Genomic DNA, 26,065 nt, shown 5'->3' with positions numbered 1-26,065 from the left:
ACCGAGAATAATTCCTAGTACTTTTTTCACAAATTCCTCCCGACTGCCTTTCGTTCCCAAAATTAGTGTAGAGGACTAGGTGTAAAAGTTGTTAAGAATCTAGAGGCAGAAATTTGTCAGCACTACAAATGAAGAATTCCTGGGAGTCTGGGGCGATCGCGGTTAGCTCGGCTTTGGCAGGCATAGAGCAGTTGAGCAGCAGCGATCGCACTTCCCAAACCCCAAAATCATCGTAAAATTTGGTGTGGTGCTACCGCTAGTCGTAGTTTTCCCCATCTTTAGGGAGCAGGGAGCAGGGAGCAGTGACCAGTGACTCCTGACCAGTGACCAGTTATCAGTGAAGACAGTAGTTATGACTAACCACTCACTACACCCCACACCTCCCACACCCCACACCCCGTTCTTCGCTGATAACTGTCAAAAAGCGATCGCGACATTCACCCCCTGGTTAGAGCCACAGAATAGAGAGTATTTGTACCTTGTCAATGAAGGGCTAGAAAGTGACTATGGAGATTATCACCCCAGACTGGGTAAAACACGCTGTTTTCTATCAAATTTTTCCCGATCGCTTTGCTAAGAGTCAACAACCCCGCAAGCGGCTGTTAAAGAACGCTACTTGGGAAGAATGGGAAGAAATGCCCACTCTCCAAGGCTATAAGGGTGGCGATCTCTGGGGTGTGATGGAGCAATTAGATTATTTGCAAACGTTAGGCATTAACGCCATCTACTTCACCCCGATCTTTCAATCTGCTAGCAATCACCGCTATCATACCCACGACTACTATCAAGTCGATCCGATGTTAGGCGGAAATGAAGCTTTTCAAGAATTGCTAGAAGCTTGTCACAGCCGCGATATTAAGGTTGTTTTGGATGGAGTATTCAATCATGCCAGTCGGGGCTTTTTCTTTTTTCACGATATTCTCGAAAATGGTTCCTACTCTCCTTGGGTAGATTGGTTCAAGATTGAAAAATGGCCCTTGTGTCCCTATGATGGCGATCGCCCCGCTAATTATGAAGGTTGGGCAGGAAATCGCGCTTTACCCGTGTTCAATCACGATAATCCAGAAGTGCGAGAATACATTATGGAGATTGCCGAATATTGGCTGAAAGTCGGCATCGACGGCTGGCGGTTAGATGTGCCATTTGAAATTAGAACTCCTGGTTTTTGGCAAGAGTTTCGCGATCGCGTCAAAGCCATCAACCCCGATGCTTATATTGTCGGCGAAGTGTGGGAAGATTCGCGAGAATGGCTGGACGGCACGCAATTTGACGGCGTGATGAATTACTTGTTTGCCGCACCGACAATCGCTTTTACGGCTGGCGATCGCGTGGATATAACACAAGTCCAAGACCGTTCCTACTCTCCCTATCCGCCTCTGTTTGCGGCTGAATATGCGGCAAAAATGCAAGACTTGTTGCAATTCTATCCATGGGAAATTCAGCTAACGCAGTTGAATTTACTTGCCAGCCACGACACGGCGAGACTAATTTCTATTGCTGGAAGCGATCGCTCTAGTGTTGAACTTGCTACCCTATTGCTACTAACATTTCCTGGCGCTCCTAGCATCTACTATGGTGACGAAGTTGGTTTACCAGGCAAAATCGATCCAGACTCTCGGCGCGGTTTCCCCCTCGAAGCCACTTGGGATCGGGAAATTCTCGAATACCACCGTCAGTTGATTGCCTTACGCCATGCTTACCCTGCCTTGCGTACGGGAGATTATCAAGTGTTACACGCACAGGGCTTAGTCTATGTTTTTGCGAGAACTTCAGGCTCAGAAGAAATTGTCGTAGCTGTCAATGCTGGTACTGACTCGGCACAAGTTAGTTTAGACATAAATAAGTTGCGATCGCACCTCAGCAAGTTGTTATTTGGTAGTGCAGAAATCGAGGCTGTTGCTGATGGATCGCAAATGAATTTGAATCTACCCCCAAGGGCAGGTTGTATTTTGAAATAAAAACTTCGACCTAAAAATGTAGAGACGTTACATATACTGTCTCTACATTTTTCTATTGAAATAAACTTGGCAATAGACTAGAACCGCGCCAAACAGCGTAAATCAGAAAGGCAAATATCAACGTAATGAAAACAGTATATATATAGCTAACACACATCAGTAATCCATCATCTTCTAGTGTTGCTACTGCCAATACTAAAATGCCAATAGTCGGAAAAGAGTTTGTCAGGGGAATTGGTAACATTAATAAAATCGCCAACCAAGCAATACAAAGCCCGTTAAATTGCCAAATATAAGGATTTCCCGCGATTTTCAACATGCGAGGACGAACGATTCGTTCTAGCAATCTGGTACATCTTTTCAAATTTTGTAACAATTGCTGGGCAAACCAGCGCGGAAATTTGAATTGAGCGACTTTTTTCGGCAGCCAAGGCGATCGCCTACCTAATGCCATTTGTAGCGATAAAATTAAGCAGGCTGTTCCAGGTATGCCGGTGAAACCAGGTGGATGAGGAAACAAAAACGGTAGTACAAGTAAGGCAATAACCAGGCTAAAACCTCGTTCTGAAGTTCCTACCAAAATATCGCTTAAAGTTAAAGGCTGTTGAGATAGTTTTTCTAGTAAAGATTTAATATCTTGCGAAAATTTTAAATGCATATAGTCAGTTATCAGTTATCAGCGATCGGTGACCAGTGAAGAAAGGGTGTAGGGTGTAGGGCAATTTTGAATGCGTGAATGCGTGAATGCGTGAATTGCTCCCTCAACTCTCTTCTGGTACTAAAACTGCTACGGCTTGGGGAATGACGCGAAATTCGGCAGGGGTGTAAGCGGTGATTTCTCCATCGGTATTAATGGGGCGGGGTTTTCTAGTCGAAATGCGGATTTTTTGACCGTGTAAGGTACGAACTCCAGATAAAGCTGTATGCCTACCTTGACGCATTGCGGGTAATAAAGGAATCATCTGCCACCAGTGACGCAATTCCAGACTGTATAAGTCTAGCCTGCGATCGTCGATCGCCGCATCGTGAGTGACTGCCATGCCACCACCGTAATAGCGTCCGTTACCAACGGCAATTTGTACGGTTTTGACTCGAATCGCATCTTGATTATTTATCCGAATTTCGGCTCTGAAGGGACGCGATTGCCAGAGAGCTTGAATTGCTACCATTGCATAGGCTAAAACTCCCCAACGACGTTTAGACTCTTTCGTCAGTTTTTTAGCGATTTGGACGCTCAAACCGAGGCTAGCAACGTTAAAAAAATGCTTGCCATTTACCCAACCTAAGTCAATCCAACGGATTTTTTGACTCGCAATAATCTCGCACGCTTCAGGGAGAGAATTGGGAATTTCCAAAGTTCGAGCTAGATCGTTAGCAGTCCCTAGAGGTAATATTCCTAAAGGCAATCTAGTCTCAACCAACGCATCTACTGCTGCGTTGAGCGTACCATCTCCACCACCAATAATTACTAAGTCTACTTGATGGCGATGGTAGCGGATCAGTTCGGGTAATTGCCGAGGATGTTCTATCGGCTTTTCTAATAACTCTAAATCTAACTGCTGTAACTGTTCTATGGCAGCGGCGATCCGCTGCTGTCCGTGGCGGGCATGACGATTGACTAGCAGTAAAGCTCGCTGTTTCACGATCGATTGCCGGTGAGGGTTGCTGCCATGCCTTTGAACGCGCATTGGGAGGCGATCGCGGGTAAGGCTTAATACTAATTTTATCTAAATTAAATCTTTTGATAAATTTATTTTGCTCTGTGACAAGTTAAAAGCAATTTAATTCACAATATCTGACATAAATAAATAGTAAGGTGGGCATTGCCCACCCTACAATACTTCTGACTTCTTATAGATATATAAACCCTTGAAAGATTTAGATGAAACCGCGTTCATCCAATTTTCGAGAGACATGCCGTTGTCTGCTTTAGATAAATTGGCGAAGTCTGTTGACTAACAAGATAAATCGATAGATTTAAGTTTGCAAAGGAATAGATATGAGCGTAGCTATTGGTATAGCCATAGATAAGGCACTAAATGGTACAGATAAAAATGATGTCATATTCCGTACAGTAGGGTGCGTTATTAATGCACCCTACACAACTGGTCACAACAACCCGCGATAACGAATAAAAACTAAAATAACTGCCCAAGAACCCAATGCAACCTTTACTGCTACTAAGAAGTTGAGTATGGGGAGAACTCCGCCACTGACAAGTGCGCCCATTTCTCCGTGCGGTAGTTCAAATCCAGACAGAGTTATCGCCGCTAAAACAACGAAAATCAGCACCGAAACTTTCTCCCATGTAGCAGCGTGCCAGCGCTTGTAGATACTTTGCATCCGCTCTGGTGACGAAGTAATTGCCACCAGACCGATCGCCGTTCCGCCTGCTACCCCTGCCGCAAAACCACCACCTGGGCTGAGATGACCCCGAATTGCCAGTTCAATTCCTACCAAAGCTGCAATTGTCGCTCCTAATCGTGCCAGCACAATTGATGGCCGATCTGTGAAACGATAGACTTTGGTGGATGGCTTTTCATTCGCTAGTAGATAATGAGCGCCCATAATGGCGATCGTAAATACCACCACCTCAAAAATGGTGTCGTACAGCCGATTTCTAAAAATAATCCCTGAAACCGCGTTGGGTACTCCACTATCTTGAACGACCGATTCGACAATTGAACGTGACAAATCCGGTGCGGGATTGGACATGATGAGGATTTTGACAAACAAGGCTATTCCTGCGGCAATGTAGACCCATTTCATGAATGCTTCTCCTCTGGCGCGCTGACATAGGTAAGGCTTGTTACAGGTGATGAAAGTTCGGCTTGCATGATGTCATAGATCCGCTGCACTCTGGTGACGGTATGGTAGGGTTGTTTTTCCCCATCAGGCGTTGTGCAATCTACGTCTTCGGGTCGCGTACAAGTTGCGTGTACTTCTTTCTCCATCAGCGCTTGGTGCAAATCCTGTTGGTCTTTGTAGGTCACTAACTCAAGTCGCATGTGACGTTTGCCCAAAATTGCCCGTAAATCATCTAGCAGTTGCCCAAAATGCCGATCGCCTTCGCTGTCTATCGCGATCGCTCTTTCTGTCAGTACGCCCAGACGCATCACCATTGACGATCGCACCGCCACTGCATAAAGAGTAATCGCTAGCATCGTACCTACTAATGCTTCGGTCAAAGACACATCTGCTGCCCCCAACACCGCATAGACCATTGCTGCCACGGCTCCCAAAATGCCACGAATCACCAGGGCATGATATGGATTGACCTGAAAGACGACCATCGACGCGGACAGCGGTAGCAGAGCAACTAAAACATAGATATAGCTATCCATCATTGCTACTCCCGCTACTGGAACAGTACGCCAACACGTACCCCAGCACTGTATTCCAAATTGCCAAGCAGATAATGGCAAGGATAAGTAACGGCGATTCGCGGGGTCGTTTCAGCAGTAATCCGATGATGATACTCATCGATCCGAGCGTATCTGCAACTGAAAGACCATGTAGCTTAAATAATAGCGATCGCTTGCCTAACAGGGGGAAGGTACCCCAAAACCAGAAAAAGATTCCTATGCCTATGCAGGTATAACTAATTATGTCGATTATGTCGATCGCCATATTATCCATTTGATACATCGCTCATTCGTTTGATGACTTGTGCCAGTAGCATGAGTGAAGCATTCCCTACACTCAGAATAATCACTCCTACCACACCAATCCACCAATCGTCACGCAAGACGGATACAACCAAGATCGTGACTGATGCTTTAGTTGCTGTACTAGCAAAAGCCAACATTGTCTGCCAGATATCGTCATCCTTACACGCTACGTAGATGGGTACGAGCAGAGCTAGAATCATTGCAATTAGTACTAGGTTCATGTCTTCCTCCGTCGAACATGATGAACTTCGTACCAGCCATCTTCGCGGTATTTCAAAACAATCGTCTTTGGCGTAAAGGTGATCAGGAAAATATCTAGAAATATCAAACCTGGTGTCCGTCGCGGTGGGACTCGTTCCAAGGTGACTTCTTCTTCGTTATGCGGGCGGAGAATAATTTCAAATGCCTCAATGTACGCCTGCGGAATTGCTACGATAATCTTCCCCAGCGCCCGCAACCAATCCTTTAATGCTGCTCGCGATTTGGGGCTTCCTGGTAACAGGAAAGCAACGGCAACGCCGATGATGATATTTGCCACGCTCAAATTAGCAGTGAGCAAAAACCAGATAGCCAGTCGTAATATTAGATTTAGATAACCGATCGTGTCCATACCATCCAGAAAAGCAGGATTAACATCAAACTCATCACACCGATGAGATGCTCGAATTGTTCGAGCATCCGCGGTAGCTTGAGGACTGAGCGTCGAAAGACCGTAAAATATGCCAACCAGCCAACGCCAACGATCGCTAGTGCTTTGGCAATATTCTCAACGGTGTAAGCTTTGTAATACACGACGTTTGCCACAATCAGCGCACCGAGTAACAATACTATTGCTGTCCAAAAACCAGGTCTTGCCTCTTGCCCCTCTTGTCGCTGGTGGGGTAGAAATATAAATCTGGCATATGCTATTGCCGTTCCTACAGCCGCAACGTTCATCGCGATCGCCTGCCAGGGCAGCAAATTCTTCGTCGTCAATACCTTTGCCCCAAAGCCGGACAGCATGGGAAAGCCTGAAATTGAAAAGCTAGCCAAAACCAGAGCAATCCAAATTGTAGTGTCGATCGGCTGATGTTGCAGTTCTTTAAAGCTGCGGCTTGGCAGATTACCCGCTATGAGAAAAAGTGCCGATTTGACTAGCCCGTGTGTCAACGCATAAAAGCCACCCACTTCAGGCGCAGCCAGGATAAAGCCTAACTGCGAAACTGTACTCAATGCCAGCATTCTCTTGGTGTCTTTTTCAAACACCGCATAGAACACTCCTAGCAGCGCCGTCCCAACTCCGAATATCCTGACGATCGGATCGATCTCTTCCAAGGTTAGCGCGCAACGCACTAGCGGATAGACACCAGCTTTGACCACAATTCCTGATAGCATTGCCGACACTGGCGTTTCCGATTCGGAGTGAGTTAACGGCAACCACAATCCAGATACAAAAACTCCCCCTTTTACCAAGAGTCCTAAAAAGATCAGGGCAAGTGCTTCTGGAGGTGCGCCGCGCAATCCTGCAAAAGCGAACGAATGATGTGCTTTATAGACCAGCACCGCGCCAACTAGATAAAACAGCATTGACACGTTGCTGACAAACAAATAGCGCAAGCCAACCCAAATCGAGCGATCGCTTCGAGGATAGGCAATTAAGAGAAATGCGGCAATCCCGCTGACTTCTAACGCTACATATAAACTAATAAAATCCGTACAGACAAACGCAGCATTGACGCTGCCATGCAGAATGATAGTTTGGGCGTAAAAAAAAGCCGTTTTCCCACTGCGCCAACAGTAGAGAATGACCGCCGCCGTTACCAGCGCATTTGTCAAAATAAAGTAGCCGCTCAATTGGTCGATCGCTAACGTCACGCCGAAGTTATCGAGTAAATTCAGCGTCAGCGGTGACTGTAGGTTAAATAACAGCGATGCATATGCGGCAGAAGCTATAGCCATGCCCAATGCAAGATAGCGATCGAGTTTGGGGATGAGAGAAGCGACGAACCCCACAAAAAACGGTAGGGCGATCCAGGCGATCGAAATGGTACTCATGGCGTATTACTCTTCTCGATCTCGTTGCTTTCTAATGTCGGATTATCGCGCGACAACTTCATGACACCGACTAGCATCACAGCCTGAATCGAAAAGCCGATGACGATCGCCGTCAAGATCACCGCTTGAGGAACCGGATCGGAGTAAGCGACATTTTTGACATCTGAAATAATCGGTGCGAACAAGCCATCTCGCGATGCAATCAGTATGTAGTAGGCAATAACCCCCGTACTCATGACATCCATCGAAACGATCTTCATCACAAGATTTTTTTTGAAGATAATGCCGAAAAATCCGCACAATATTGTTGCTAATACGCACGCTTCTAACACGAAAATTGCCTGTTGAGTAAGGGTTAGTCGTAAGTTTTATTGCAATACAGACTTGAGCAAAAACCGCTTGTTAAGATTTTTGACTTCTGACTTTTGACTTCCGCTTTGTGCATTAGTCCGTCATCCCACATCTGCTGGCTAACTGCTGTTTTTACTACAGCGAATTAGCCATCTCTCCAACACACTTCATGTTCCAAGAATTTAAGAGAGATGTCAATCGCTTACCGATTTTTCCATACCACTGCTTGACTAGCACTTCAAAACGTCGAGCCTAATTTTTTAAATCTGACGGTAAGCGATTTCAAAATTGCACGTTGACTTGGTGGAGGCGCACAGATATGCGCCTCCATTGACTACCTGGGAGGATCGAAACGATTAGCCGCAGCAGCAACCGCTATCATAGGTACGGCAGCAAAAAAGCAGATTATCCATTGATCTAAAGTCATGGGTGCGGTGGAGAAGAGATTGTTGACAAATGCAGAGTTACTGAAGATAATTTGCAAAACGATCGCCCCAATCACTCCCGCTGCGATCGCGGGCGCACCACTGACTTTTTCTTTAGAGCCACCCAGCTTTGCTTGCAGCGAAGGTAAGAGTTGACTCACACTTAATAAATAAAAGATTCTACCTAAAACTAAAGCTTGAATCGCCATCGTCCTTGCTAATGGCAAGCTACCCCAAGGGGCTTGACGTACCCATTCAAACATCCCAAAAATTAAAGTCCAATTATATAAAGAAACAGCTAAAATTCGCTTAATGCGATTTACTGTTAGCAAGCGTTCGTTAACCGGACGGGGAGGCTTTTTCATCACGTCGCTGGACTTTGGCTCAAATGCCAGAGGTACAGTCATGGTGATGGAGTTGAGCATATTCAACCAGAGAATTTGCAACGACAAAATGGGTAGTTCTCTTGCTAGCAGCGTACTAATTAAAATTGTCATCGATTCGCCACCATTCACTGGCAAAATGAAGCGCATAGCGTTGAGTAGGTTTTTATAAACCGTGCGCCCTTCTTCCACCGCCGCCTCAATAGAAGCAAAGTTGTCATCCGTCAGCACCATATCGGCTGCTTCTTTCGATACCTCAGTACCGGAACCCATTGCAATCCCAATATCTGCTTGTTTGAGGGCGGGGGCATCATTTACGCCATCTCCCGTCATTGCCACAATTTCACCACGCGACTGTAAAGCTTCAACTAAACGTAGCTTTTGTTCGGGTGCGACACGGGCAAAAACAACCCCATCTTGTACGGCATTGGCAAGTTCGGAGTTGTTCATCTGGGCAAGTTCAGCCCCAGTGAAGGCAAGAATTTGCTTGTTTTTACGCAAACCCATGCGACGAGCGATCGCAGAAGCTGTGGTGACATGATCGCCCGTAATCATCTTCACCTGAATTCCCGCTTGCTGACAAGCATAGACAGCGGCGATCGCTTCTTGGCGAGGCGGATCGATCATTCCTTGTAATCCCAAGAAAATTAAACCTGCTTCTAGATCGGAGTGTTCGACCGATTTCTGTGCTTCTGTTACGGGTTTCATTGCAAACGCCAGCACGCGCAAACCCTGCTTTGCCATGCTATCTACTTGCTGGGCAATAACTTCAGCCTCGACAGAAGTTAAATTTCCCTCTGCATCTAACGCCGCACGACAGCGTTGAACGATCGCTTCCACCGAACCCTTAACATAAATGATTTTAGCCTTATTCCCTCGCTCCTCGCTCCTCACTCCTCGCCCCTGTTCGTGCAAAGTCGCCATATATTGAAACTGAGACTCAAAAGGGATCGAGTCGATTCTGGGGGTAGCTCTTTCTAAATCTGACTGCGACAATCCCGCTTTCGCACCAACAGCAATCAAAGCCCCCTCTGTCGGATCGCCTAGCACCGTCCATCTACCATTTTTCTGTTCTATGTGAGAGTCGTTGCATAACAGCCCAGCTATCAAGCATTCTTGCAAAGCTGCGGTTAGTCTTGTCTCCTGTTCCCCCTGCCCTAAAATCTCTCCCGTAGGGTTGTAGCCTTCACCACTTACGGTATAGTGCCGTTCGGCTGTATAGATTGCTTGTACCGTCATCTGATTTTCCGTCAGAGTACCAGTCTTGTCGGAACAGACAACTGTTGCACCGCCAAGGGTTTCTACAGCTGGCAACTTACGAACGATCGCGTGACGACGCGCCATTCGTGAAACGCCCACGGCGAGGGTGATGGTAATGACTGCGGGTAAGCCTTCGGGAATTGCGCCCACAATTAAAGCAACGGCTGCTTCTACAGCATCGCTAAAGTTGCGCTGTCCTAGTCCTACAGCAAATGTGAGAGTTGCCATCCCCAGCACGAAGAATAGCCAGTTGTGGCTGAATTGGTTAAACTTGCGGGTTAACGGTGTAGTTAAATCTACCCGTTGTTCGATGAGCTGGGAGATTTTACCTGTCTCTGTCTCAACGCCTGTAGCAACTACAACGCCGCTACCTTGTCCGAAGGTGACAAAGCCGCCAGCATATGCCATATTGTGGCGTTCTGCCAGAGGAGTTTCTGGTGGTAAAGCTGTTTCCTCAACATCTTTTTCAACTGCTACTGATTCCCCAGTTAAACCTGATTCGTCTATTTGCAAGTCACGGACTTCAATCAAACGCAAATCGGCGGGTACTTTGTCTCCAGAAGTTAGCAACACTAAATCCCCAGGAACGAGTTCTTGGGAGGGAAGCTTGAGTTTTTTGCCATCGCGGATAATAGTGGCTTCGGTTTGGACGGCGGAAGCTAAAGCTGCGATCGCTCCTTCTGCTTGCGATTCTTGCAAGAAACTGATAATAGCATTGGTAGTGGTTACGCCCCAAATCACTCCAGCATTAATCCACTCACCCAAAATTGCTTTAATTGCTCCTGCACAGACCAAAATAATTAGCAGGGGTTGGTTGTATTGCAGCAGAAACTTTAACCAAGCGGGTTTTCCTTTCTTACCCGTCAGTTGATTTGCGCCAAACTGATTCAGTCTTTCCAGGGCTTCTGCTGCCTGCAAACCCTTTTCTGGATGAGTTGCTAAACTCTTTGTTACTTGTTCCAGTTCCAGAGCGTGCCAGGATTGCGCGAGATTAATGTTCATTTTTGTTGTCATGCAGATTTGATTGGGACTAGTCCGTCGCACCACATTTGACGGCTAATTGCTGCTCCTCATCTCAATAGTGGCGAATTGCGTTAAGCGAAGCTATCCCGCAGGGAATCGCCCTTTGACACTTCACACTTCAAGTTTACAAAGCAAGAATTTTCAGTAATGCAAACCGTCTGTTTCTACAATTAATTGGCACAAAATCATGAGTAGATCGTAATTTGTCCTATCTAAGCGAATGAAATTCGCTTAGATAGGACAAGTTTTTATTCCTGCTATAATTAAATATTAATATTTATTTGCCGTTTTTGTCTATTGTTAAAATCTCTGAAATCGCGTTCAAATTTAGTCACCAATAAGCTTACTAAAACTTATACTTTTTTCTATACATTACCTGCGATCTACTCTATGGTTGCGATTCATTCGGTGAATTAACCAGTAGCTAATAGACAAAGCAAAGCTAGCAGTTGCCAAACCAATTAAATCTATACCTGATGCTTTACTAAAATCAAAAATAATTAGTTTTCGGGCGACGGCAATCAAAGCAGTCACAATAACTAATTCAACCTGAACGACGTGTTTTTTTAAATATGCTGTGATATTTTCTAATAATTCTAGAGCAATTAAAATATTTAGAAACATTCCAAATAGCTCGATTAGTGTCTTATTAAAAAAGCCAGTTGGTTCGCTAAATATATCCCGTGACAAAAAGATAATTAGATCTACTAAAGACACTAAAATAACACAGACTAAAGCCAGAGATAAAACTTTTGAAACTAAATTTTCAATTGCATGAATGCCTTTGAGAAAACTTTCATCTGTAAATAAATATTTAGCTGAAATTGCTAGTTTTTTCCATCCTCTAATCATGCTTGGTACTACTGAAATTGACAGAAATCGTTAAATAATCTAATAGGGCGGACATTTGCCCACCCTACACAATTGGCACAGTACTGGTCACTGGTCACTGGTCACTGGTCACTGTCTCCTCTAGCCTACATCGTCGTGAGCGAAACGGTTGTAGAGGAAGTCTAAAGCGTAGTTGCGGAGTTGATAGTATTGCGGATCTTCCATGATGCGAGCGCGATCGCGGGGACGGGTGAAAGGAATATCCAACACCTCGCCAATTTTAGCGTGAGGACCGTTGGTCATCATCACCAGGCGATCGGCTAAGAATAGCGCCTCGTCAATATCGTGGGTGATCATTAACACGGTGCATTTATGGTCGTTCCAGATTTTCAGTAACTCTTCCTGCAACTCCTCTTTAGTAATTGCATCCAACGCCCCGAAAGGTTCGTCTAAAATCATCACCTTGGGACGAATTGCCAAAGCACGGGCGATCGAAACCCGCTGTTTCATTCCCCCAGATAGTTGCGGTGGCTTCTTATCTGCGGCTTCCGCTAGTCCAACCATTGCCAAATGTTCCCGCACGATCGCCCGCTTTTCTGCTTCTGGCTTGTTGGGATGTACGGCGTTCACCGCCAAATAGACATTTTCAAATGCGGTCCGCCAAGGTAGCAAGGCATAGTTTTGAAACACCACCATCCGGTCTGGACCTGGCTTAGTCACGGGGCTACCATCAACTAAGACATCTCCTGAAGTGGGATGAGCAAAACCCGAAACCATATTCAACAGCGTACTTTTACCGCAACCGGAGTGACCGATCACGCAAATAAACTCCCCTTCATAGACACTGAGATTCACTCCATCAAGGACGGTGAAAGGACCGTTTTTGGTGGGATAGACTTTACAAACGTCCTTAATCTGTACAAAAGCCTGACGATTAGACTGTGCTGTAGAGAGTGGCTTGCCTAAGCGATTTCTGGCAACGTCTGTATAAGCAAAAGCGTTGTTCATTACGATATTTGGTAGTTGGTAGTTGGTAGTTGGTAGTTGGTAATTGGTAGTTGGTAGTTGGTAGTTGGTAGTTGCAAAGAGGCAAGTTCTTCTCTACTTACGACTTACGACTTACCCATTACCAATTCAGTTAGGCTGCTCTGCGGATTGGTGCGTCGAGAATGACTTCGGCTACGGAGAAGTCACGTTTGATCGCTAGACTGTTGAGATAGCCGAGTGGGTCGTCGGCATTAAATACAGTCCCGTCAAAGAGTTTGAGCGGCTGGCGGGTGTAGCTGACATCTAAGCCGAGTTCTCTGGCAGCTGTGCTGAAGACTCCGACACGACAGATCCGTTCGATAATTTCCACCCAATTTCTGGGGAAGGGAGTGTGACCCCAACGTGCTAGTTGAGTCACGATCCAAGTTTGCTCCGTGCGGCTGGGACGATTGATTGCAGCTTCAGAAAAGAATTGGTGGTGAGCATACTCCCGCATTGGACTACTCAGATCGCAACTGCTGCTATCGGGGTCTAGCAACTGAATATAATCGACGCTGGTGCTGACATATTCCCGCCGTGCCAAAATTTGACGAATTTCTTCGGCATTTTCTGGCAACGAGCAATAGTAGCAAGCTTCTAAAAGTGCTTTGACTAGAGCGATATGAGTATTTGGATACGCTGCTGCCCATTCTTCCCGCACGCCGAGAACTTTTCCTGGGTGTCCCAGCCAAATTTCTAAATCGGTAGCAGCGGTAAAGCCAATCCCTTCTTCAGCAGCGCGGTAGTTCCAAGGTTCGCCAACGCAGAATCCATCGATACTACCCGCTTTGAGGTCGGCAACCATTTGGGCTGGGGGAATGGTGTGAACGTCAACATCTAAATCGGGGTCGATACCACCTGCGGCTAGCCAGTAGCGTAAGAGGACGCTGTGCATTGAGGAAGGATGTACGACCCCCATCGTATGCCGCTGGTCGCGGGTACGCAGCAAGTGCTGTTTGAAGTCGGTGAGGTTGTAAACTCCTTGGTCGTAAAAGCGTTTTGATAAGGTGATGGCGTTGCCATTACGAGTCATGGTTAAAGAAGTAACCGTGGGTATCGGTTTATTCTCATGACCACCCAAAGTCAACCACATTGGCATCCCTGAAGGCATTTGGGCAGCATCGAGATAGCCAGCGGCAATTCCATCGACAATCCCGCGCCAGCTAGTTTCCCGTACTAGGGTAACTTCATCTAAGCCATGCTTGGCAAAGAAACCTTTTTCTTGAGCGATCGCCAGTGGTGCGCAAGCGGTTAAGGGAACGAAGCCGATTTCCAAATTGACTTTTTCCAACCCGTGACGGGCAACAGCTGTTTTTTTCCGCGCCCGAATTTGCTTAACTCGTTTTTGCTGGTTTAAAAAGTAGATCATTTCGCTCCGCAGACTGTAATAGCTGGGATGTTCTACAACCTGCATCCGCTTACGGGGTCTGGGGATATCTACTTCTAAAATGCCACCAATTTTCGATTCGGGTCCGTTGGTTAACATGACGATGCGATCGCTCAGCAATACGGCTTCGTCTACGTCATGTGTCACCATTACAGCCGTGACATGGTTTTCTTGGCAGATTTGCATCAGCTGTTCTTGCAAGTTACCCCTGGTTAGTGCATCTAACGCCCCAAAGGGTTCGTCGAGTAACAACAACTTCGGACGCAGCGCTAAAGCACGGGCGATCGCTACCCGTTGTTTTTGTCCCCCCGATAGCATTCCTGGTGGCTTATCGGCATGGGGACGTAAACCCACCATATCGATGTGCTTTTCGACAATGGCGCGGCGTTCTCCCGCAGGTGCGCCCTTCATTACAGCATCGACAGCCAGGGCGATGTTTTCCCGTACTGTCCGCCAAGGTAGAAGGGAGTAATTTTGAAACACCACCATCCGGTCTGGTCCTGGCTTGGTGATTCTCTGACCTTCTAGGGTGACAATTCCCTCACTAGGTAGGTCTAGCCCTGCAATCATGTTGAGTAGCGTCGATTTACCGCAGCCAGAGTGACCGATTAGCGATACAAACTCACCTTTTTTAATCTGAAGGTCAATGCCTTTGAGGGCAATGTATTGTCCCCCACCGACGAGATTGAAAACCTTATCTATTTGGTCAACAGCAACGAATACAGACATGGCTATTTGGTAGTTGGTAGTTGATAGTTGGTAATTGGTAGTTGTTAATAGTTAATAGTTAATTGCGAGCAACCGTTAACCATTAACCATTAACCATTAGCTATTTCTGTTCTGCTGGCAAGATCAGCGTTTGTATCCAAGCCATGAGTTTGTCGAGTAACAGACCAACTATACCGATGTAAATTAGGGCGAGGATAACTTCGCTGACGTTGTTGTTTTGATAAGCTTCCCAGATGAAGAAACCGATGCCGACGATACCGGACATGACGATTTCAGCAGCGATAATTGCCAACCAAGCTAGACCGATCGCAATTCGCAGACCTGTGAAAATATAGGGTAGTGCCGCAGGAATGAGAATGTTGAAGAAGTATTCTTTTTTGGTTAATTGCAGTACTTTGGCGACGTTGTTGTAATCGCTGGGAATTTCTTTGACTCCTACTGCCGTGTTGATCAAAATAGGCCAAATTGCTGTGATGAAGATAACGAATAAGGCAGCGGGTTCGTTTTGTCTGAGGGCAGCTAGAGAGATGGGAACCCACGCTAGAGGTGGTACTGTTCTGAGTAATTGGAAGAGTGGATCTAGTGCTTTGGACATCACTTTCGACGTACCAATTAAGATTCCTAAGCCGATTCCTACAATTGCCGCTAGAGTATAACTAATTGCTACCCGTTGCAAGCTCGCCCAGATCTGCCAAAATAAACCTTTGTCCGTGCCACCTCGGTCGTAGAAGGGCCAGAAAATTAATATCCAAGTGTCTTGAATGACTTTTATAGGTCCTGGTAATGTGGCTCCTGGTGTGAGAGAAAAGAGTTGCCAAATTGCTAAAAAGATGGCGATCGCGATAAATGGTGGTAACAAGTCAGGCAGTCTTTTTTGTAAGCCTGCGAGAAAGCTGTTATCTGCGCTAGCCCGTCTTCTAGGGGAAAATGTAGTCATCGATCGTCTGTTCCTCAGATTTACATGGATAGTTACAAGTGGTCATTTGTCACTTGTCATTTGTCATTGGCAACTTACAAATGACTAATGACTAAGCATTAGGCTTTTTTGATCTTCAAACTCTTTAAGTAGGCAGCGGGATTTTCGGGGTCGAATTTGACTCCATCAAAAAATGTTTCTACGCCCCGAGAGGTGCTGGTGGGAATGTCGGCAGCTGCAACGCCTAATTCTTTGGCTGCTTCTTTCCACAAGTCTTCGCGGTTAACTTTATCAATTAATGCTTTGGCTTTTGTCAGGGTGTCTGGTGGTAAAAAGCCCCAACGGACGCTTTCTGTTAAGAACCAAAGGTCGTGACTCTTGTAGGGATAGGAAACGCTACCTCTAGGATCTTTCCAGTAGAGGACGGCTTTGTTGCGATCGTCAATCTTGCGTCCTTCGCCCATGTCATATCTACCAGCAAAGGGTCCAGCAAGAATTTCAGGGGACAGATTGAAGTAGTTCCGTCCGCCGAGGATCTTAGCCGCTTCTTCACGGTTGTCAAAGTTATCTAACCACTGTTGTGCTTCCATAATGCCTTTGAGTAGCGCCTTGGTTGCTTTGGGATGTTTATCAACCCACTCTGCCCGTAATGCAAAGTATTCTTCTGGGTGATACGCCCACATATCTGCGGTCAATGTTGCCAAGAAACCAATTTTGTCTCTGACGATGCGATAGGGCCAAGGGTCGCCTGTACTGAAGGCATCCATCGTACCTGTCTTCATGTTGGCAACGGTTTGGGCGGCTGGCACTGTGATCAGTTTGACATCGGTATCGGGGTTGACACCGCCAGCAGCTAGCCAATAGCGAATCCAGAATTCTTGGTTGACTTGGGCAAATGTATAGGCGGCACTGAAAGGAGTATTAGCTGATTTGAGTTGACCGAATAAGTTCTTGCCACCTTTGGCTAGTTCTAGTTCTATTCCTTTACCTTGGTGTTTGCTAGCGACCGCAATTCCGTTTCCTTGCGTATTTAATTGCGCTAACAAATACATCGGAATCGGCTTGTTCCCTTTGGTGATGCGCCCTTCTGTAATTAGATGCGGCATCGGCATTTGATATTGTCCGCCATCAACCCCACCACCAGCCGCACCAATTTCTGTATTGTCTCGCATCGAACCCCAAGAGGCTTGTTTGGAAACCTCTACGTCGCTCATGCCGTACTTCGCAAAAAAACCTTTTTCTTTAGCAATAATTAGGGGTGCTGCTTCTACAATGGGGATATATCCTAGCTTGACTTTTGTTGTTTCTGGTGCTTGTTCGGGGCTAACATTTACTGCGGCAACTTGTTGGGCTTGGTTGCCTGTCGCAGTGTCAGGTGGATTCCCCAAACAACCTTTCAGAAACACCGAACCAACCGCAGAAGCTCCAACAGTTACTATAAATTTCCGGCGAGAAAACTCCTTCATAAAACTTTCCTCAAGCACATTCAATGGTTTATATCAAAGCAAATCTATGCAATGAAACTATTGAGTTTCTTGCACTTGAAATGCATGGTTCGATCTAAAAATACTGGTTTGGCTCAGCGAAATTAGGTGGTCGTAGCCCTGGAGTTGCAAAGTTGAAATTTCACAACTTAGCTACATGCAATTGGAGTCCCTAAGAGACAACGAAAACCAAAATTAATGTTGTTTTAATAAGCTTACAGCTTTTAGTGCAAAATTTGTTAACTTTTAACGACTGATAGTTAAATAAATCTAATATCGCTTTGATAAGCAAAAGTTTATGGTTTTTCAATTGCCTATTGAACTATCTATAGTTAACATTGGTTACCTCTGAATAACCGCTGCGATCGCCTATTTATTCCTACAACAGTGCAAGTTGTTTATCGTAACTATCAGTCGATCCCAATGTATTTTAGCTTGTCGAACGCCGATTGAGATTTGCTGAGTATAATTGCTGATATTAGATTTTCAAATTCCTTAAACTTTTAGCAGTCTAAAATTTACATTTAGTACTGAATCGAACATTAATTCACATCTAAAGTGAAGTTTTACAACTATGTATACGGTGATTCAGAACAAAATGACATTTATTCGTTAAACCTGACTTGAAAATAGATTTCCATTCCTGGGAGTGAGAGTGTGGGTTTAGGAGCGAGGAGTGAGGAGCGAGGGGAAGAAGACAGAGTCGCGGAGCGCAACCCTGCGCTCGTCGGGAGCAATTCTAGCCACCAGCCACTAGCCACTCTCCCGACTCCCATTTTCAAACCAGATCTGTTTCAATCGCTGCCGAGAATCTCTACCGTACCCTCTTGACCGTCGAGCCGCACCTGTTGACCGTCGCGCAATAAATGGGTAGCGTCGCGCACATCCATCACCGCAGGAATGCCATACTCGCGCGCTACGATCGCCCCATGAGATAATCTTCCTCCGACTTCAGCGATCAAACCTCCAGCCCTGGCGATCGCGGCGACCCAACCGGAATCGGTGTAAGGTACGACTAAAATTGTTGTTTTATCGATCTCTGGCAGCATTTGCCAATCGTGCAACACGACGATCGTTCCCGTGACTTGACCGGAACTAGCGGGAATTCCTTGGAGGAGTGAGGAGTGAGGAGTGAGGGACGGTAGGGGCGCATGGCTCGCCCGTACGGGAGTGGGGGGAGAATTACCGTAAATGAGGGGAGGTATGGGATTGAGTTGGCTGTCTCGATCGAATTGCGATCGCCTCGCTTCGACTAATTGTGTTAATTGAGATATAAACTCCACATCTTCAGCAACAACTCGCTGCACTTCAGGAAATTCTAAAAAGAAAATATCACCAGGTTGAGATAATTGCCCTGACTGCAAAGATATCTCCTCTAGTCGCACGAAACACCAGCGTAATTCTGCTAATAAGCGGCTGTATACCTGCGTAACTCGCCCTTTCAGATCTATGCGTTGCTGAACTCTTGTTGTACCACGTTGCATTTCTAAGCGATCGCTTCTAAAACTGCCTTCCTCCACGCTCAACATCTGCATAAATAATTCTCGTACTACCTGCGGTTTCTCCTTCCAAGTGGGAACCGCGATATCTGTGCCTACCTGACTCAAATAGCCGTAGCGATCGAGCAATTGCTCGAACTGCTGCAAAATTTCTCTCCCGGGCGCAGTATCTTCCAACTGCTCAAATGCTCGTTCTGGAGATAATTGCGGCGCTATTTTTCGAGCTTTTTCTGCCAAAGCTGCAATTTCGCGCAATGCGGCTACTTCTGGCGTTTGGCTGTTGTCGATTTTGTCATCCCGAACTCGAAATACCGCTTGTCGTAGGGCAGCGCTTAAGGGAGCCAAAATACTATAATAAGTAGCCCGTTTGAGGAGTGATAAAATTCCTTCTATCCGTTCTAGCAATTCTGTTGTTGAAAGTTCTTGCGGCGATCGCTGCTCTAATTTTGCCAAACCAGGACGAAAATACTGCCGCTCGTCTTGTTGAAAATCTCGTACTAAACTCAATTCACGACCCAGTAACCGCAGCAACCCAGGTACATTCTTTAACGTGGAACTTAAAGGCGGTTTGCTAAACTTAGCTCCCCTGGTCAAAAACTCCAGACTTTCCGCCGGTAAACCCATCAATCGAAAAATCGCTCCTAACAACGAAGCATTGAAATAGGCGCGGGAATAATGCAGCGTTGCCGTTTCGTTAAAGTCTAATCCTTGGGAACGATCGCCCAAAACAATTGTAAAAATCTCCCCCCACACGCCACAAGTTAGTGGACGGTTGATCGACCAAGTTAACGGGCGAATTGCCCCAGGAATCACTTCAGCCGCAATCTTGCGCGTCCAAATTGGCAGAAGAGTTGTAATCGGACGCGATTGCAGCAGCCACAATTGGCTCCCGTCGTAACTCCACTCAATATCTTGAGGAATACCGTGATATCGATCTTCGATTTTGCGGGCGAGAAGGGCAGCTTGTTTAATCAGTTCTAGCGGTACGTCTCCTTCACCATCCTCTTGTAGAGACGTTACATTTAATGTCTCTACATCTAATGTCTCTACATCTGCGATCGCAACTCGATATTGTTCTGGAGTCAATCGTCCCGAAACTACCTGTTGCGCTTCACCGGGCAAAGCTTCTATCGCCACAGCATCCCCTTGCTGGGTAATTGGGTCGCGGCTAAAAGCTACGCCAGAAAAAACTCCCTGAACTTGCTTTTGAATCAACACAGCCATTGCTGCGTCGATTTGCCCCCTAGCACGACGATACTCTACTGCATTTGGCAGGTCGTAGGAAGCTTGAATGCGGGCGATCGCCTGCCTTAACATAGAGCGACTGGTAACTTGCAGTACGGTTTCATACTGTCCCGCCGCCGCCGCTTGTTCCGAGTCTTCTCCAATTGCTGAGGAACGGACTACCAGTGGTTGGGTAGCTGAAGGTTGCAAAGCTTGAATTACAGGTTCTGGGTCGTCTCCTGGCACGACTACCCAACCCATCGGTACGGGATAACCCCAGCTTTTCAGTTGAGATAAAGTAGCTGCCTTATCGCCGACTTTTTGAGGATCGAGTCGGTCGTCGAGAGAAACAATTGCCTTATCACCGCGAAAAAAACGAAACATTTTTTCAGATCCGGCTTGTCCTGTTGTTGGAGATAAATCTAGATCGTCGGGAATCTTTTTGTAAATCCAGCCAATTAATATTGCTAAGGCGATCGCGGCGATAATTCTACCAAAATCATTTAAGTGCAATAGTGCCGTAATTGTGGGAAAAAGAAATAATACGCCAAATCTTCCCAGCTCTTTTTCGCGCAGCAGAGTAAAACTAATCCCTCCAATTAAAAATACCAACAGCGCGACTCGCCAATCATGGACGACATAACCCCAAACGACATTTGTGGTTCCCGCACCTTTCCCAACCCAGTAGCGACCCATGACCAAGGCAATTAGGGCAATTAATTCCCACGCTGGTTGAGTTGGGAAAAATGCCCGTGCTAGCAGAACTGCGGCAATACCTTTCAATGCCTCCGATAGCACCGCTAAAATGCCCGCTAACTTACCACCATGATAAAAAGCGGCTGAGACACTGATATTACCAGTTCCCATCCGCTCCAGTCGTCTCCCAGTCAGGGTACGAGTTATCCAAGCAATTAACGGTAGTCCGCCCAATAAGGGGCAGAGAATGAAAATCGCAAGTACACCCCAAACTTGCTGCATGTTAGTCATTGGTCATTGGTCATTCGTCATTGGTCATTCGTCAGCAGTTAGTGACAACCCACAACTGACAACTAACAACTAATAACTAAACAGCATAAGCTACTCGTAGCGCCCAAAATATTAAGGCGGCGATCGCTCCTAACAGTAGTACGGTAGAAATAATCACGACTTTGGGGCTATCTGCCCCATCGAACTTCATAATTCCTCGGTTCAAGTCGGACATACTTGATGTAAATCCTCCTGTGTTAAGAATGCTAAAATCTCCGTATTCGATTTTAGTCTTTCTTTTTCCATTTGGCTTGATGATAACGTAGAATAATCCTTTTAGTCCGCTTGCTTTACCTGGCAAAGCCTAAAATAACCTAAAATAATCAGTATCGTTCCTACTTTCGAGGACTGAAATTTAGCTCTACTTTCTCCCGTCTAATTGGTATATCTACAGTATTTGCATCTGCAATCTTGATGGTTATTTCATCACCGACTTCGAGATTGAGATCGAGCCATCTGAGAAATTCTCGACTACCTTCTGCAATATTCAACATTCCACCCACATACAATCTCAAATCTTCAGCATCTAAGTCTTCAGGGTTTGCAGCTGGAGCGTCTGCTTGATGCTGCCTCCAGTTCAAAATTGCTGTAAGAACGCTTAAATCTCTCAAACCTGCTGTACAAAGCTTTTCTCCGTTTAGATAGACTTCAAAAGCGATCATTATTTTTAGTTTTTCAAGATATTTAAATACAATACCGTTTAGTTATGTATAATTATAGATTGGGTTAAACAAGCATTCAACCCAACAAAGTTCTGAAAAATTCAGGTTTTAATTCTCAAATGCTGCTTACTTAAAGCTGAGTCACTCGTTCGGCGTAATGGCTCCCCATCCTACGGCACAGCTTAAGGTTATTGACTCTATCTAAGAGTGTTATTGATTTAAGATATTTAAGCTAGAGCGATCGTAATAGCTTTACAGAGCGATCGCCCTAGATTTATATTCGAGTTCTGGCGATCGTAGTATCTTCATACATAAAGAAGAAGCACGCGGCTGCGTGCTTCTTCTTTCAATAATCCTATTTAAACTAAATTGTTAAACGGCAACGATTGGATACTCGTACTCCCGTTCTGGTAGTTTCCAAGCATGACCGTCTACAGCCATTTGCTCGATTAAACTTGCCAATCGCAAAGCTTTCAGTGCTTGTTCTCCTCCTACAGAGGGCTGGCTACCACCACGCACGCAGCTAACAAAATGTTCCAATTCAGCGCAAAGTTTATCGGCGTTGCTCGTGTAAACTTTTTCAATCAAGCCATCTTGACGGTAAAGCACCTGACCGTGTTCTGTCATACAGTTAGCAGTGGTTTGACGGTGGATCAGAATTTCATTGTTCAGAAAATCTGCCTCAGTCAAAGAATTTTTACAATGGGCAGCAATGCGACGAATTTTGCGGTGAGTCACTTTACTAGCTGTCAGCGTTGCTACGATTCCATTTGCAAAACCTAGAGTTGCCGTTACGTAATCTAAATATCCTGAATCAGAGCCACAGCTACCACTGGCAGTTAGCTTCACGACTGGCGCGTCAGCCAATTCTAACAGTAGGTCGATGTCATGAATCATTAAATCTAACACGACCGAGACATCGTTGGCTCTTTGAGCAGCGGGACTCATGCGACGAGCCTCGATTGCCATCAACTGCTCCGTCTTTAAAACTTTGCTTAATTCTTGAAATGCTGGGCTAAAGCGTTCGATGTGACCGACTTGAAGAATTCTTTGAGCTTGAGCAGCTGTATTGACCAGAGATTCTGCTTCAGAAATACTAGCAGCGATCGGCTTTTCAATCAGGACGTGAACTCCTTCTTTTAGGCAGGTCATCCCAACAGCATAATGGGCGCGAGTGGGGACAGCTACGCAAACTGCCTCGACATGAGGCAGTAAATCTCGATAATCTTCAAAAAAACGCACTCTGTACTTGCTAGCAATATCGAGTCCTCGCTCGACATTAATATCTGCTATACCCACTAGTTCCACGTCCTTGAGCAAACTTAGGACGCGGGCGTGATGTTGCCCCATATTGCCCACTCCAACCACGCCAATCTTAATTGCTTCAGGTTGGTTGCGCTGCATCTGCGGGACTATTTGCCCCTTAGACATGGTATTTTGCACTCAGTCTTCTCCTCCACCACCAAAATTTATCGTCGCTACTGCACTGCTTCTGTAATCTACATTCCAGTTATTAAGGTTTCATCTCTCAACTGTTAGAATTCAGCCAGATGATACCATAATTCTTGTCTTTGTGTAGAATCTCAAAGATTATTAGATTTTTTTTGAGATTGTCTTGATTTTGTTACGGTTATACCTTTTTTAATTGTGATTTTACCGATGTCTCTGCGATAGCGGTATTGTGTCACTTTTTTTCCCGTCCATTATTTTGAAGGGAGCAGGGAGCAGAGGGGCAGAGGAAGCAGAGGGGCAGAGGAGAGATCGGCAGCAATTCCAGCCACCAGCCACTGGTTCCACTAGCCACTCACTACACCCCACACCCCACACCCTATTTACAAATGACCAATGACGAATGACCAATGACAAATAACAAAGCCGTAATTTTGCTATCTGGGGGATTGGACTCATCAACGGTGCTATACCAAGCAAGGGCAGATGGCTATGATTGCTATGCGATTTCTTTTGATTATCAACAGCGACATCGCCGAGAATTAGAGGCAGCTAAGACGATCGCGCGGTCGGCTGGAGTGCTTGACCATCAACTCATATCTTTCGATCTGCGGCAGTGGGGCGGTTCTGCTTTAACTGATGACAGCATCAATTTACCCCAAGCGCGATCGCTCGACGAAATGGCGCAAAATATACCTGTTACCTACGTACCAGCCCGCAATACAATCTTTTTGAGTTTTGCCCTGGCTTATGCTGAAACTTTAAATGCCAGCCGCGTTTACATTGGCGTAAATGCCCTCGATTACTCCGGCTACCCCGATTGTCGTCCCGATTACATCCAAGCTATGCAAGATGTATTTCGTCTAGGTACGAAACAAGGGCGGGAAGGAAACGCGATCGCAATTGTTGCTCCTCTCATTCAGCTGAAAAAAACCGAAATTATTCAACTGGGCGATCGATTGGGCGTACCTTGGGAAAAAACCTGGTCTTGCTACGCAGGCGACGAACTTGCTTGCGGCGTTTGTGACTCATGCCGTTTGCGCCTAGCTGCATTTGCTGCTCTAGGGCTGGAAGATCCTTTGCCTTATAGGAGGGAGCAGCGAGCAGCGAGCAGGGAGCAGTGAAGAATGGGGTGTGGGAAGTGTGGGAGGTGTGGGAGGTGTGGGAAGTGTGGGAAGTGTGGGGTGTAGTGGATTGTTAACTGGTCACTGGTCACTGGTCACTGGTCACTGGTCACTGATAACTGCTCCCTCAGCTCTCCCCTGCTCCCTGCTCGCTGCTCCCTGCTCCCTTCAAAAGGTGAATCTTAATCTCGTCAAGGCGGGGTCCTTCAACAGAAACGATAGTAAATTCTAAATTTTGATAATTTAAGGTTGTGCCGACGGCGGGGATTTCTTGTAGTTGATACAAAATAAATCCTCCCAAGGTCTGATAATCTTGTCTCAGAGGTAAATCTAAATTCAATAACTTGTTGAGGTCTTCTAAGTTCATTTGTGCCTGTACCAAGTATGTTCTGTCGTCCAAACTCTGGATCAACAGCTCATCGGTGCTTTCTATCGCCCCTGCATCGCCAATAATCTCGGCAATTAAATCTTGTAGCGTGACTAGTCCTACGGTTCCGCCAAACTCATTGACAACTATAATCGTGGCTGGTTCCGAACGGATGGAATGTCTCAGGCTTTGCTGCATGATGGGCAGAAGTTCGCCTAGTGAGGTGTGTTCCGGTACAAATTGGGCAGGACGCACCCAGGGATAAATTTCTGTTGATAGGGAAATTTTTCCTAGAGCGAGTGGTTCTGCTAGGTCTTTGAGGTGAATAATGCCCCGTACTTCATCCAACGATTTACCAATAATGGGGTAGCGAGAGTGTCCCGTAGCTGCAACTGCTTGCAACAGAGTTTGCAACGTGGCGTTCATGGATAAAGCAATAATTTGCGGACGCTGTACCATGACTGCCCCAACTTTGACCGTACCGAATTCAAAAATATTATTCAGTAGCGCTCGTTCTTCTGCCTCTAAGCCAGTCGATTCTCGCTCGGTAGAAATAATCAGTTGTAATTCTTCGGGAGTAACTGGTGGTCTCCAAGCTTGTCCCGTGTATTGAATACCCACCAAACGCAGCAGAAAGCGCGTGGATTGGTTGAGAATCCAGACAAAGGGCGTAAAAAAGCGGGCGATCGCTTTGAGGGGTGAACCCAACAATCGCGCCAGTTGCTCGGAGTAGAGCAGCGCGACTGACTTGGGACACAATTCTCCCAGCACGATTTGCAAGTAGGCAACTAGAAAAAAAGCAACTGAAATGGAGATCGCATGGGTAATAAAAGCCCGCTCTCCCGCAGGTAGAGGTAACTGCTCTAACCAAGCAGCAACCAGTACGCCCATCGTACTCTCGCCAATCCAACCCAAGGCAAGACTAGAAAGAGTGATCCCGAGTTGGGTAGTAGAGAGGACGCGATCGAGACTGCGTTGTAGCGATTGTACTGTCAGCGCTTGCCAGTCTCCCGCTTCTACCAACTGATAAATCCGCGATCGCCTCACGGAAACAAGGGAAAACTCAGCCGTGACAAAAAAAGCATTAATGGCAATCAACAACAGCACAGATAACAATCTGAGCCAAATATCTGCCCAATTCAGGGGAGGGAAAGCACTCATCTTTGATGGAGGGAGCAGGGAGCAGAGAGCAGAGAGCAGGGAGTCGGGAAGTTTTGAATTTTGAATGCGTGAATT

The 26,065-nt window shown here is 46.1% G+C and carries 28 protein-coding genes; 6 read left to right on the top strand and 22 right to left on the bottom strand.

The genetic code is table 11. The annotated features are described in order from the left end of the window. Positions 1-337 precede the first annotated feature (337 nt). Entirely contained in the window at positions 338-577 is a 240-nt protein-coding gene (locus ACRC32_RS04020; protein ID WP_438552758.1) for a hypothetical protein, read from the top strand. Further along, positions 507-1,958 carry a glycoside hydrolase family 13 protein gene (locus ACRC32_RS04015; RefSeq protein WP_438552757.1) on the top strand — a complete coding sequence of 484 codons (1,452 nt, stop codon included), beginning with the start codon at positions 507-509 and terminating at the stop codon, positions 1,956-1,958. Before ACRC32_RS04020 ends, ACRC32_RS04015 begins: the two co-directional genes overlap by 71 nt. 52 nt (positions 1,959-2,010) lie before the next feature. On the opposite strand, the gene ACRC32_RS04010 is transcribed toward ACRC32_RS04015, so the two are convergent. Continuing rightward, positions 2,011-2,616: an exopolysaccharide biosynthesis protein gene (locus ACRC32_RS04010; RefSeq protein ID WP_438552756.1), complete on the bottom strand. Its 606-nt coding sequence runs from the start codon at positions 2,614-2,616 to the stop codon at positions 2,011-2,013. Between the two features lie 103 nt (positions 2,617-2,719). After that, a complete protein-coding gene (locus tag ACRC32_RS04005; protein WP_438552766.1) occupies positions 2,720-3,601 on the bottom strand; it encodes a lipid kinase in 882 nt (293 codons plus the stop codon). A 356-nt stretch (positions 3,602-3,957) separates the two neighbouring features. On the opposite strand from ACRC32_RS04005, the gene ACRC32_RS04000 reads away from it, so the two are divergent. Continuing rightward, positions 3,958-4,086 (top strand): hypothetical protein, encoded by a 129-nt coding sequence (locus ACRC32_RS04000; protein WP_438552755.1) that lies wholly within the window; start codon positions 3,958-3,960, stop codon positions 4,084-4,086. On the opposite strand, the gene ACRC32_RS03995 is transcribed toward ACRC32_RS04000, so the two are convergent. The 18 genes from ACRC32_RS03995 to ACRC32_RS03910 all read right to left on the bottom strand — a co-directional run bounded on the left by ACRC32_RS03995 (position 4,068) and on the right by ACRC32_RS03910 (position 23,320). Beyond that, positions 4,068-4,727 (bottom strand): Na(+)/H(+) antiporter subunit B, encoded by a 660-nt coding sequence (locus ACRC32_RS03995; protein ID WP_438552754.1) that lies wholly within the window; start codon positions 4,725-4,727, stop codon positions 4,068-4,070. The two genes, ACRC32_RS04000 and ACRC32_RS03995, sit on opposite strands and share 19 nt — an antisense overlap. After that, positions 4,724-5,305 (bottom strand): DUF4040 domain-containing protein, encoded by a 582-nt coding sequence (locus tag ACRC32_RS03990; protein ID WP_438552753.1) that lies wholly within the window; start codon positions 5,303-5,305, stop codon positions 4,724-4,726. Before ACRC32_RS03990 ends, ACRC32_RS03995 begins: the two co-directional genes overlap by 4 nt. Further along, positions 5,295-5,576, bottom strand: coding sequence for a monovalent cation/H(+) antiporter subunit G (locus tag ACRC32_RS03985; RefSeq protein WP_438552765.1), 282 nt, complete (start codon positions 5,574-5,576; stop codon positions 5,295-5,297). Before ACRC32_RS03985 ends, ACRC32_RS03990 begins: the two co-directional genes overlap by 11 nt. Positions 5,577-5,589: 13 nt before the next feature. Then, complete coding sequence (locus tag ACRC32_RS03980; RefSeq protein ID WP_438552752.1) at positions 5,590-5,850, bottom strand: hypothetical protein; 261 nt, start codon at positions 5,848-5,850, stop codon at positions 5,590-5,592. After that, complete coding sequence (locus ACRC32_RS03975; RefSeq protein ID WP_438552751.1) at positions 5,847-6,239, bottom strand: Na+/H+ antiporter subunit E; 393 nt, start codon at positions 6,237-6,239, stop codon at positions 5,847-5,849. Before ACRC32_RS03975 ends, ACRC32_RS03980 begins: the two co-directional genes overlap by 4 nt. Then, positions 6,218-7,663, bottom strand: coding sequence for a cation:proton antiporter (locus ACRC32_RS03970; RefSeq protein WP_438552750.1), 1,446 nt, complete (start codon positions 7,661-7,663; stop codon positions 6,218-6,220). Before ACRC32_RS03970 ends, ACRC32_RS03975 begins: the two co-directional genes overlap by 22 nt. Continuing rightward, a complete protein-coding gene (locus ACRC32_RS03965; RefSeq protein WP_438552749.1) occupies positions 7,660-7,995 on the bottom strand; it encodes a cation:proton antiporter subunit C in 336 nt (111 codons plus the stop codon). Before ACRC32_RS03965 ends, ACRC32_RS03970 begins: the two co-directional genes overlap by 4 nt. 353 nt (positions 7,996-8,348) lie before the next feature. Continuing rightward, complete coding sequence (locus ACRC32_RS03960; RefSeq protein ID WP_438552748.1) at positions 8,349-11,084, bottom strand: cation-translocating P-type ATPase; 2,736 nt, start codon at positions 11,082-11,084, stop codon at positions 8,349-8,351. Positions 11,085-11,477: 393 nt separating this feature from the next. Beyond that, positions 11,478-11,957, bottom strand: coding sequence for a phosphate-starvation-inducible PsiE family protein (locus ACRC32_RS03955; RefSeq protein WP_438552747.1), 480 nt, complete (start codon positions 11,955-11,957; stop codon positions 11,478-11,480). Between the two features lie 120 nt (positions 11,958-12,077). After that, positions 12,078-12,944: a nitrate ABC transporter ATP-binding protein gene (locus ACRC32_RS03950; protein ID WP_438552746.1), complete on the bottom strand. Its 867-nt coding sequence runs from the start codon at positions 12,942-12,944 to the stop codon at positions 12,078-12,080. 130 nt (positions 12,945-13,074) lie between these two features. After that, positions 13,075-15,078 carry a nitrate ABC transporter ATP-binding protein gene (locus ACRC32_RS03945; protein ID WP_438552745.1) on the bottom strand — a complete coding sequence of 668 codons (2,004 nt, stop codon included), beginning with the start codon at positions 15,076-15,078 and terminating at the stop codon, positions 13,075-13,077. A 100-nt stretch (positions 15,079-15,178) separates the two neighbouring features. Beyond that, positions 15,179-16,015, bottom strand: coding sequence for a nitrate ABC transporter permease (gene ntrB / locus ACRC32_RS03940; protein ID WP_438552744.1), 837 nt, complete (start codon positions 16,013-16,015; stop codon positions 15,179-15,181). Positions 16,016-16,113: 98 nt separating this feature from the next. Then, positions 16,114-17,460 carry a CmpA/NrtA family ABC transporter substrate-binding protein gene (locus tag ACRC32_RS03935; RefSeq protein ID WP_438552743.1) on the bottom strand — a complete coding sequence of 449 codons (1,347 nt, stop codon included), beginning with the start codon at positions 17,458-17,460 and terminating at the stop codon, positions 16,114-16,116. 623 nt (positions 17,461-18,083) lie between these two features. Continuing rightward, a complete protein-coding gene (locus ACRC32_RS03930) occupies positions 18,084-18,254 on the bottom strand; it encodes a hypothetical protein (protein WP_438552742.1) in 171 nt (56 codons plus the stop codon). Positions 18,255-18,272: 18 nt separating this feature from the next. Then, a complete protein-coding gene (locus tag ACRC32_RS03925; RefSeq protein ID WP_438552764.1) occupies positions 18,273-21,179 on the bottom strand; it encodes a glycerol-3-phosphate acyltransferase in 2,907 nt (968 codons plus the stop codon). An 85-nt stretch (positions 21,180-21,264) separates the two neighbouring features. Continuing rightward, positions 21,265-21,528 (bottom strand): hypothetical protein, encoded by a 264-nt coding sequence (locus tag ACRC32_RS03920; RefSeq protein WP_438552767.1) that lies wholly within the window; start codon positions 21,526-21,528, stop codon positions 21,265-21,267. A 34-nt stretch (positions 21,529-21,562) separates the two neighbouring features. Continuing rightward, a complete protein-coding gene (locus ACRC32_RS03915; RefSeq protein ID WP_438552741.1) occupies positions 21,563-21,889 on the bottom strand; it encodes a hypothetical protein in 327 nt (108 codons plus the stop codon). A 372-nt stretch (positions 21,890-22,261) separates the two neighbouring features. Then, positions 22,262-23,320, bottom strand: coding sequence for a Gfo/Idh/MocA family oxidoreductase (locus ACRC32_RS03910; protein WP_438552763.1), 1,059 nt, complete (start codon positions 23,318-23,320; stop codon positions 22,262-22,264). Between the two features lie 250 nt (positions 23,321-23,570). On the opposite strand from ACRC32_RS03910, the gene ACRC32_RS03905 reads away from it, so the two are divergent. Continuing rightward, a complete protein-coding gene (locus ACRC32_RS03905) occupies positions 23,571-23,738 on the top strand; it encodes a hypothetical protein (protein WP_438552740.1) in 168 nt (55 codons plus the stop codon). A 10-nt stretch (positions 23,739-23,748) separates the two neighbouring features. After that, a complete protein-coding gene (gene queC, locus ACRC32_RS03900; protein ID WP_438552739.1) occupies positions 23,749-24,462 on the top strand; it encodes a 7-cyano-7-deazaguanine synthase QueC in 714 nt (237 codons plus the stop codon). Here queC and ACRC32_RS03895 read toward each other — a convergent pair. Further along, positions 24,423-24,554 (bottom strand): hypothetical protein, encoded by a 132-nt coding sequence (locus ACRC32_RS03895; RefSeq protein WP_438552738.1) that lies wholly within the window; start codon positions 24,552-24,554, stop codon positions 24,423-24,425. The genes queC and ACRC32_RS03895 overlap by 40 nt on opposite strands. 35 nt (positions 24,555-24,589) lie before the next feature. Beyond that, on the bottom strand, positions 24,590-25,927 hold the full coding sequence (locus ACRC32_RS03890; RefSeq protein WP_438552737.1) for a hemolysin family protein: 1,338 nt from the start codon (positions 25,925-25,927) through the stop codon (positions 24,590-24,592). Here ACRC32_RS03890 and ACRC32_RS03885 point away from each other — a divergent pair. After that, entirely contained in the window at positions 25,917-26,054 is a 138-nt protein-coding gene (locus ACRC32_RS03885; protein ID WP_438552736.1) for a hypothetical protein, read from the top strand. The two genes, ACRC32_RS03890 and ACRC32_RS03885, sit on opposite strands and share 11 nt — an antisense overlap. Positions 26,055-26,065 lie beyond the last annotated feature (11 nt).

Source organism: Chroococcidiopsis sp., assembly GCF_051657925.1.
GTDB lineage: Bacteria > Cyanobacteriota > Cyanobacteriia > Cyanobacteriales > Chroococcidiopsidaceae > Chroococcidiopsis.
This window is presented reverse-complemented; position numbering and strand designations above follow the sequence as displayed.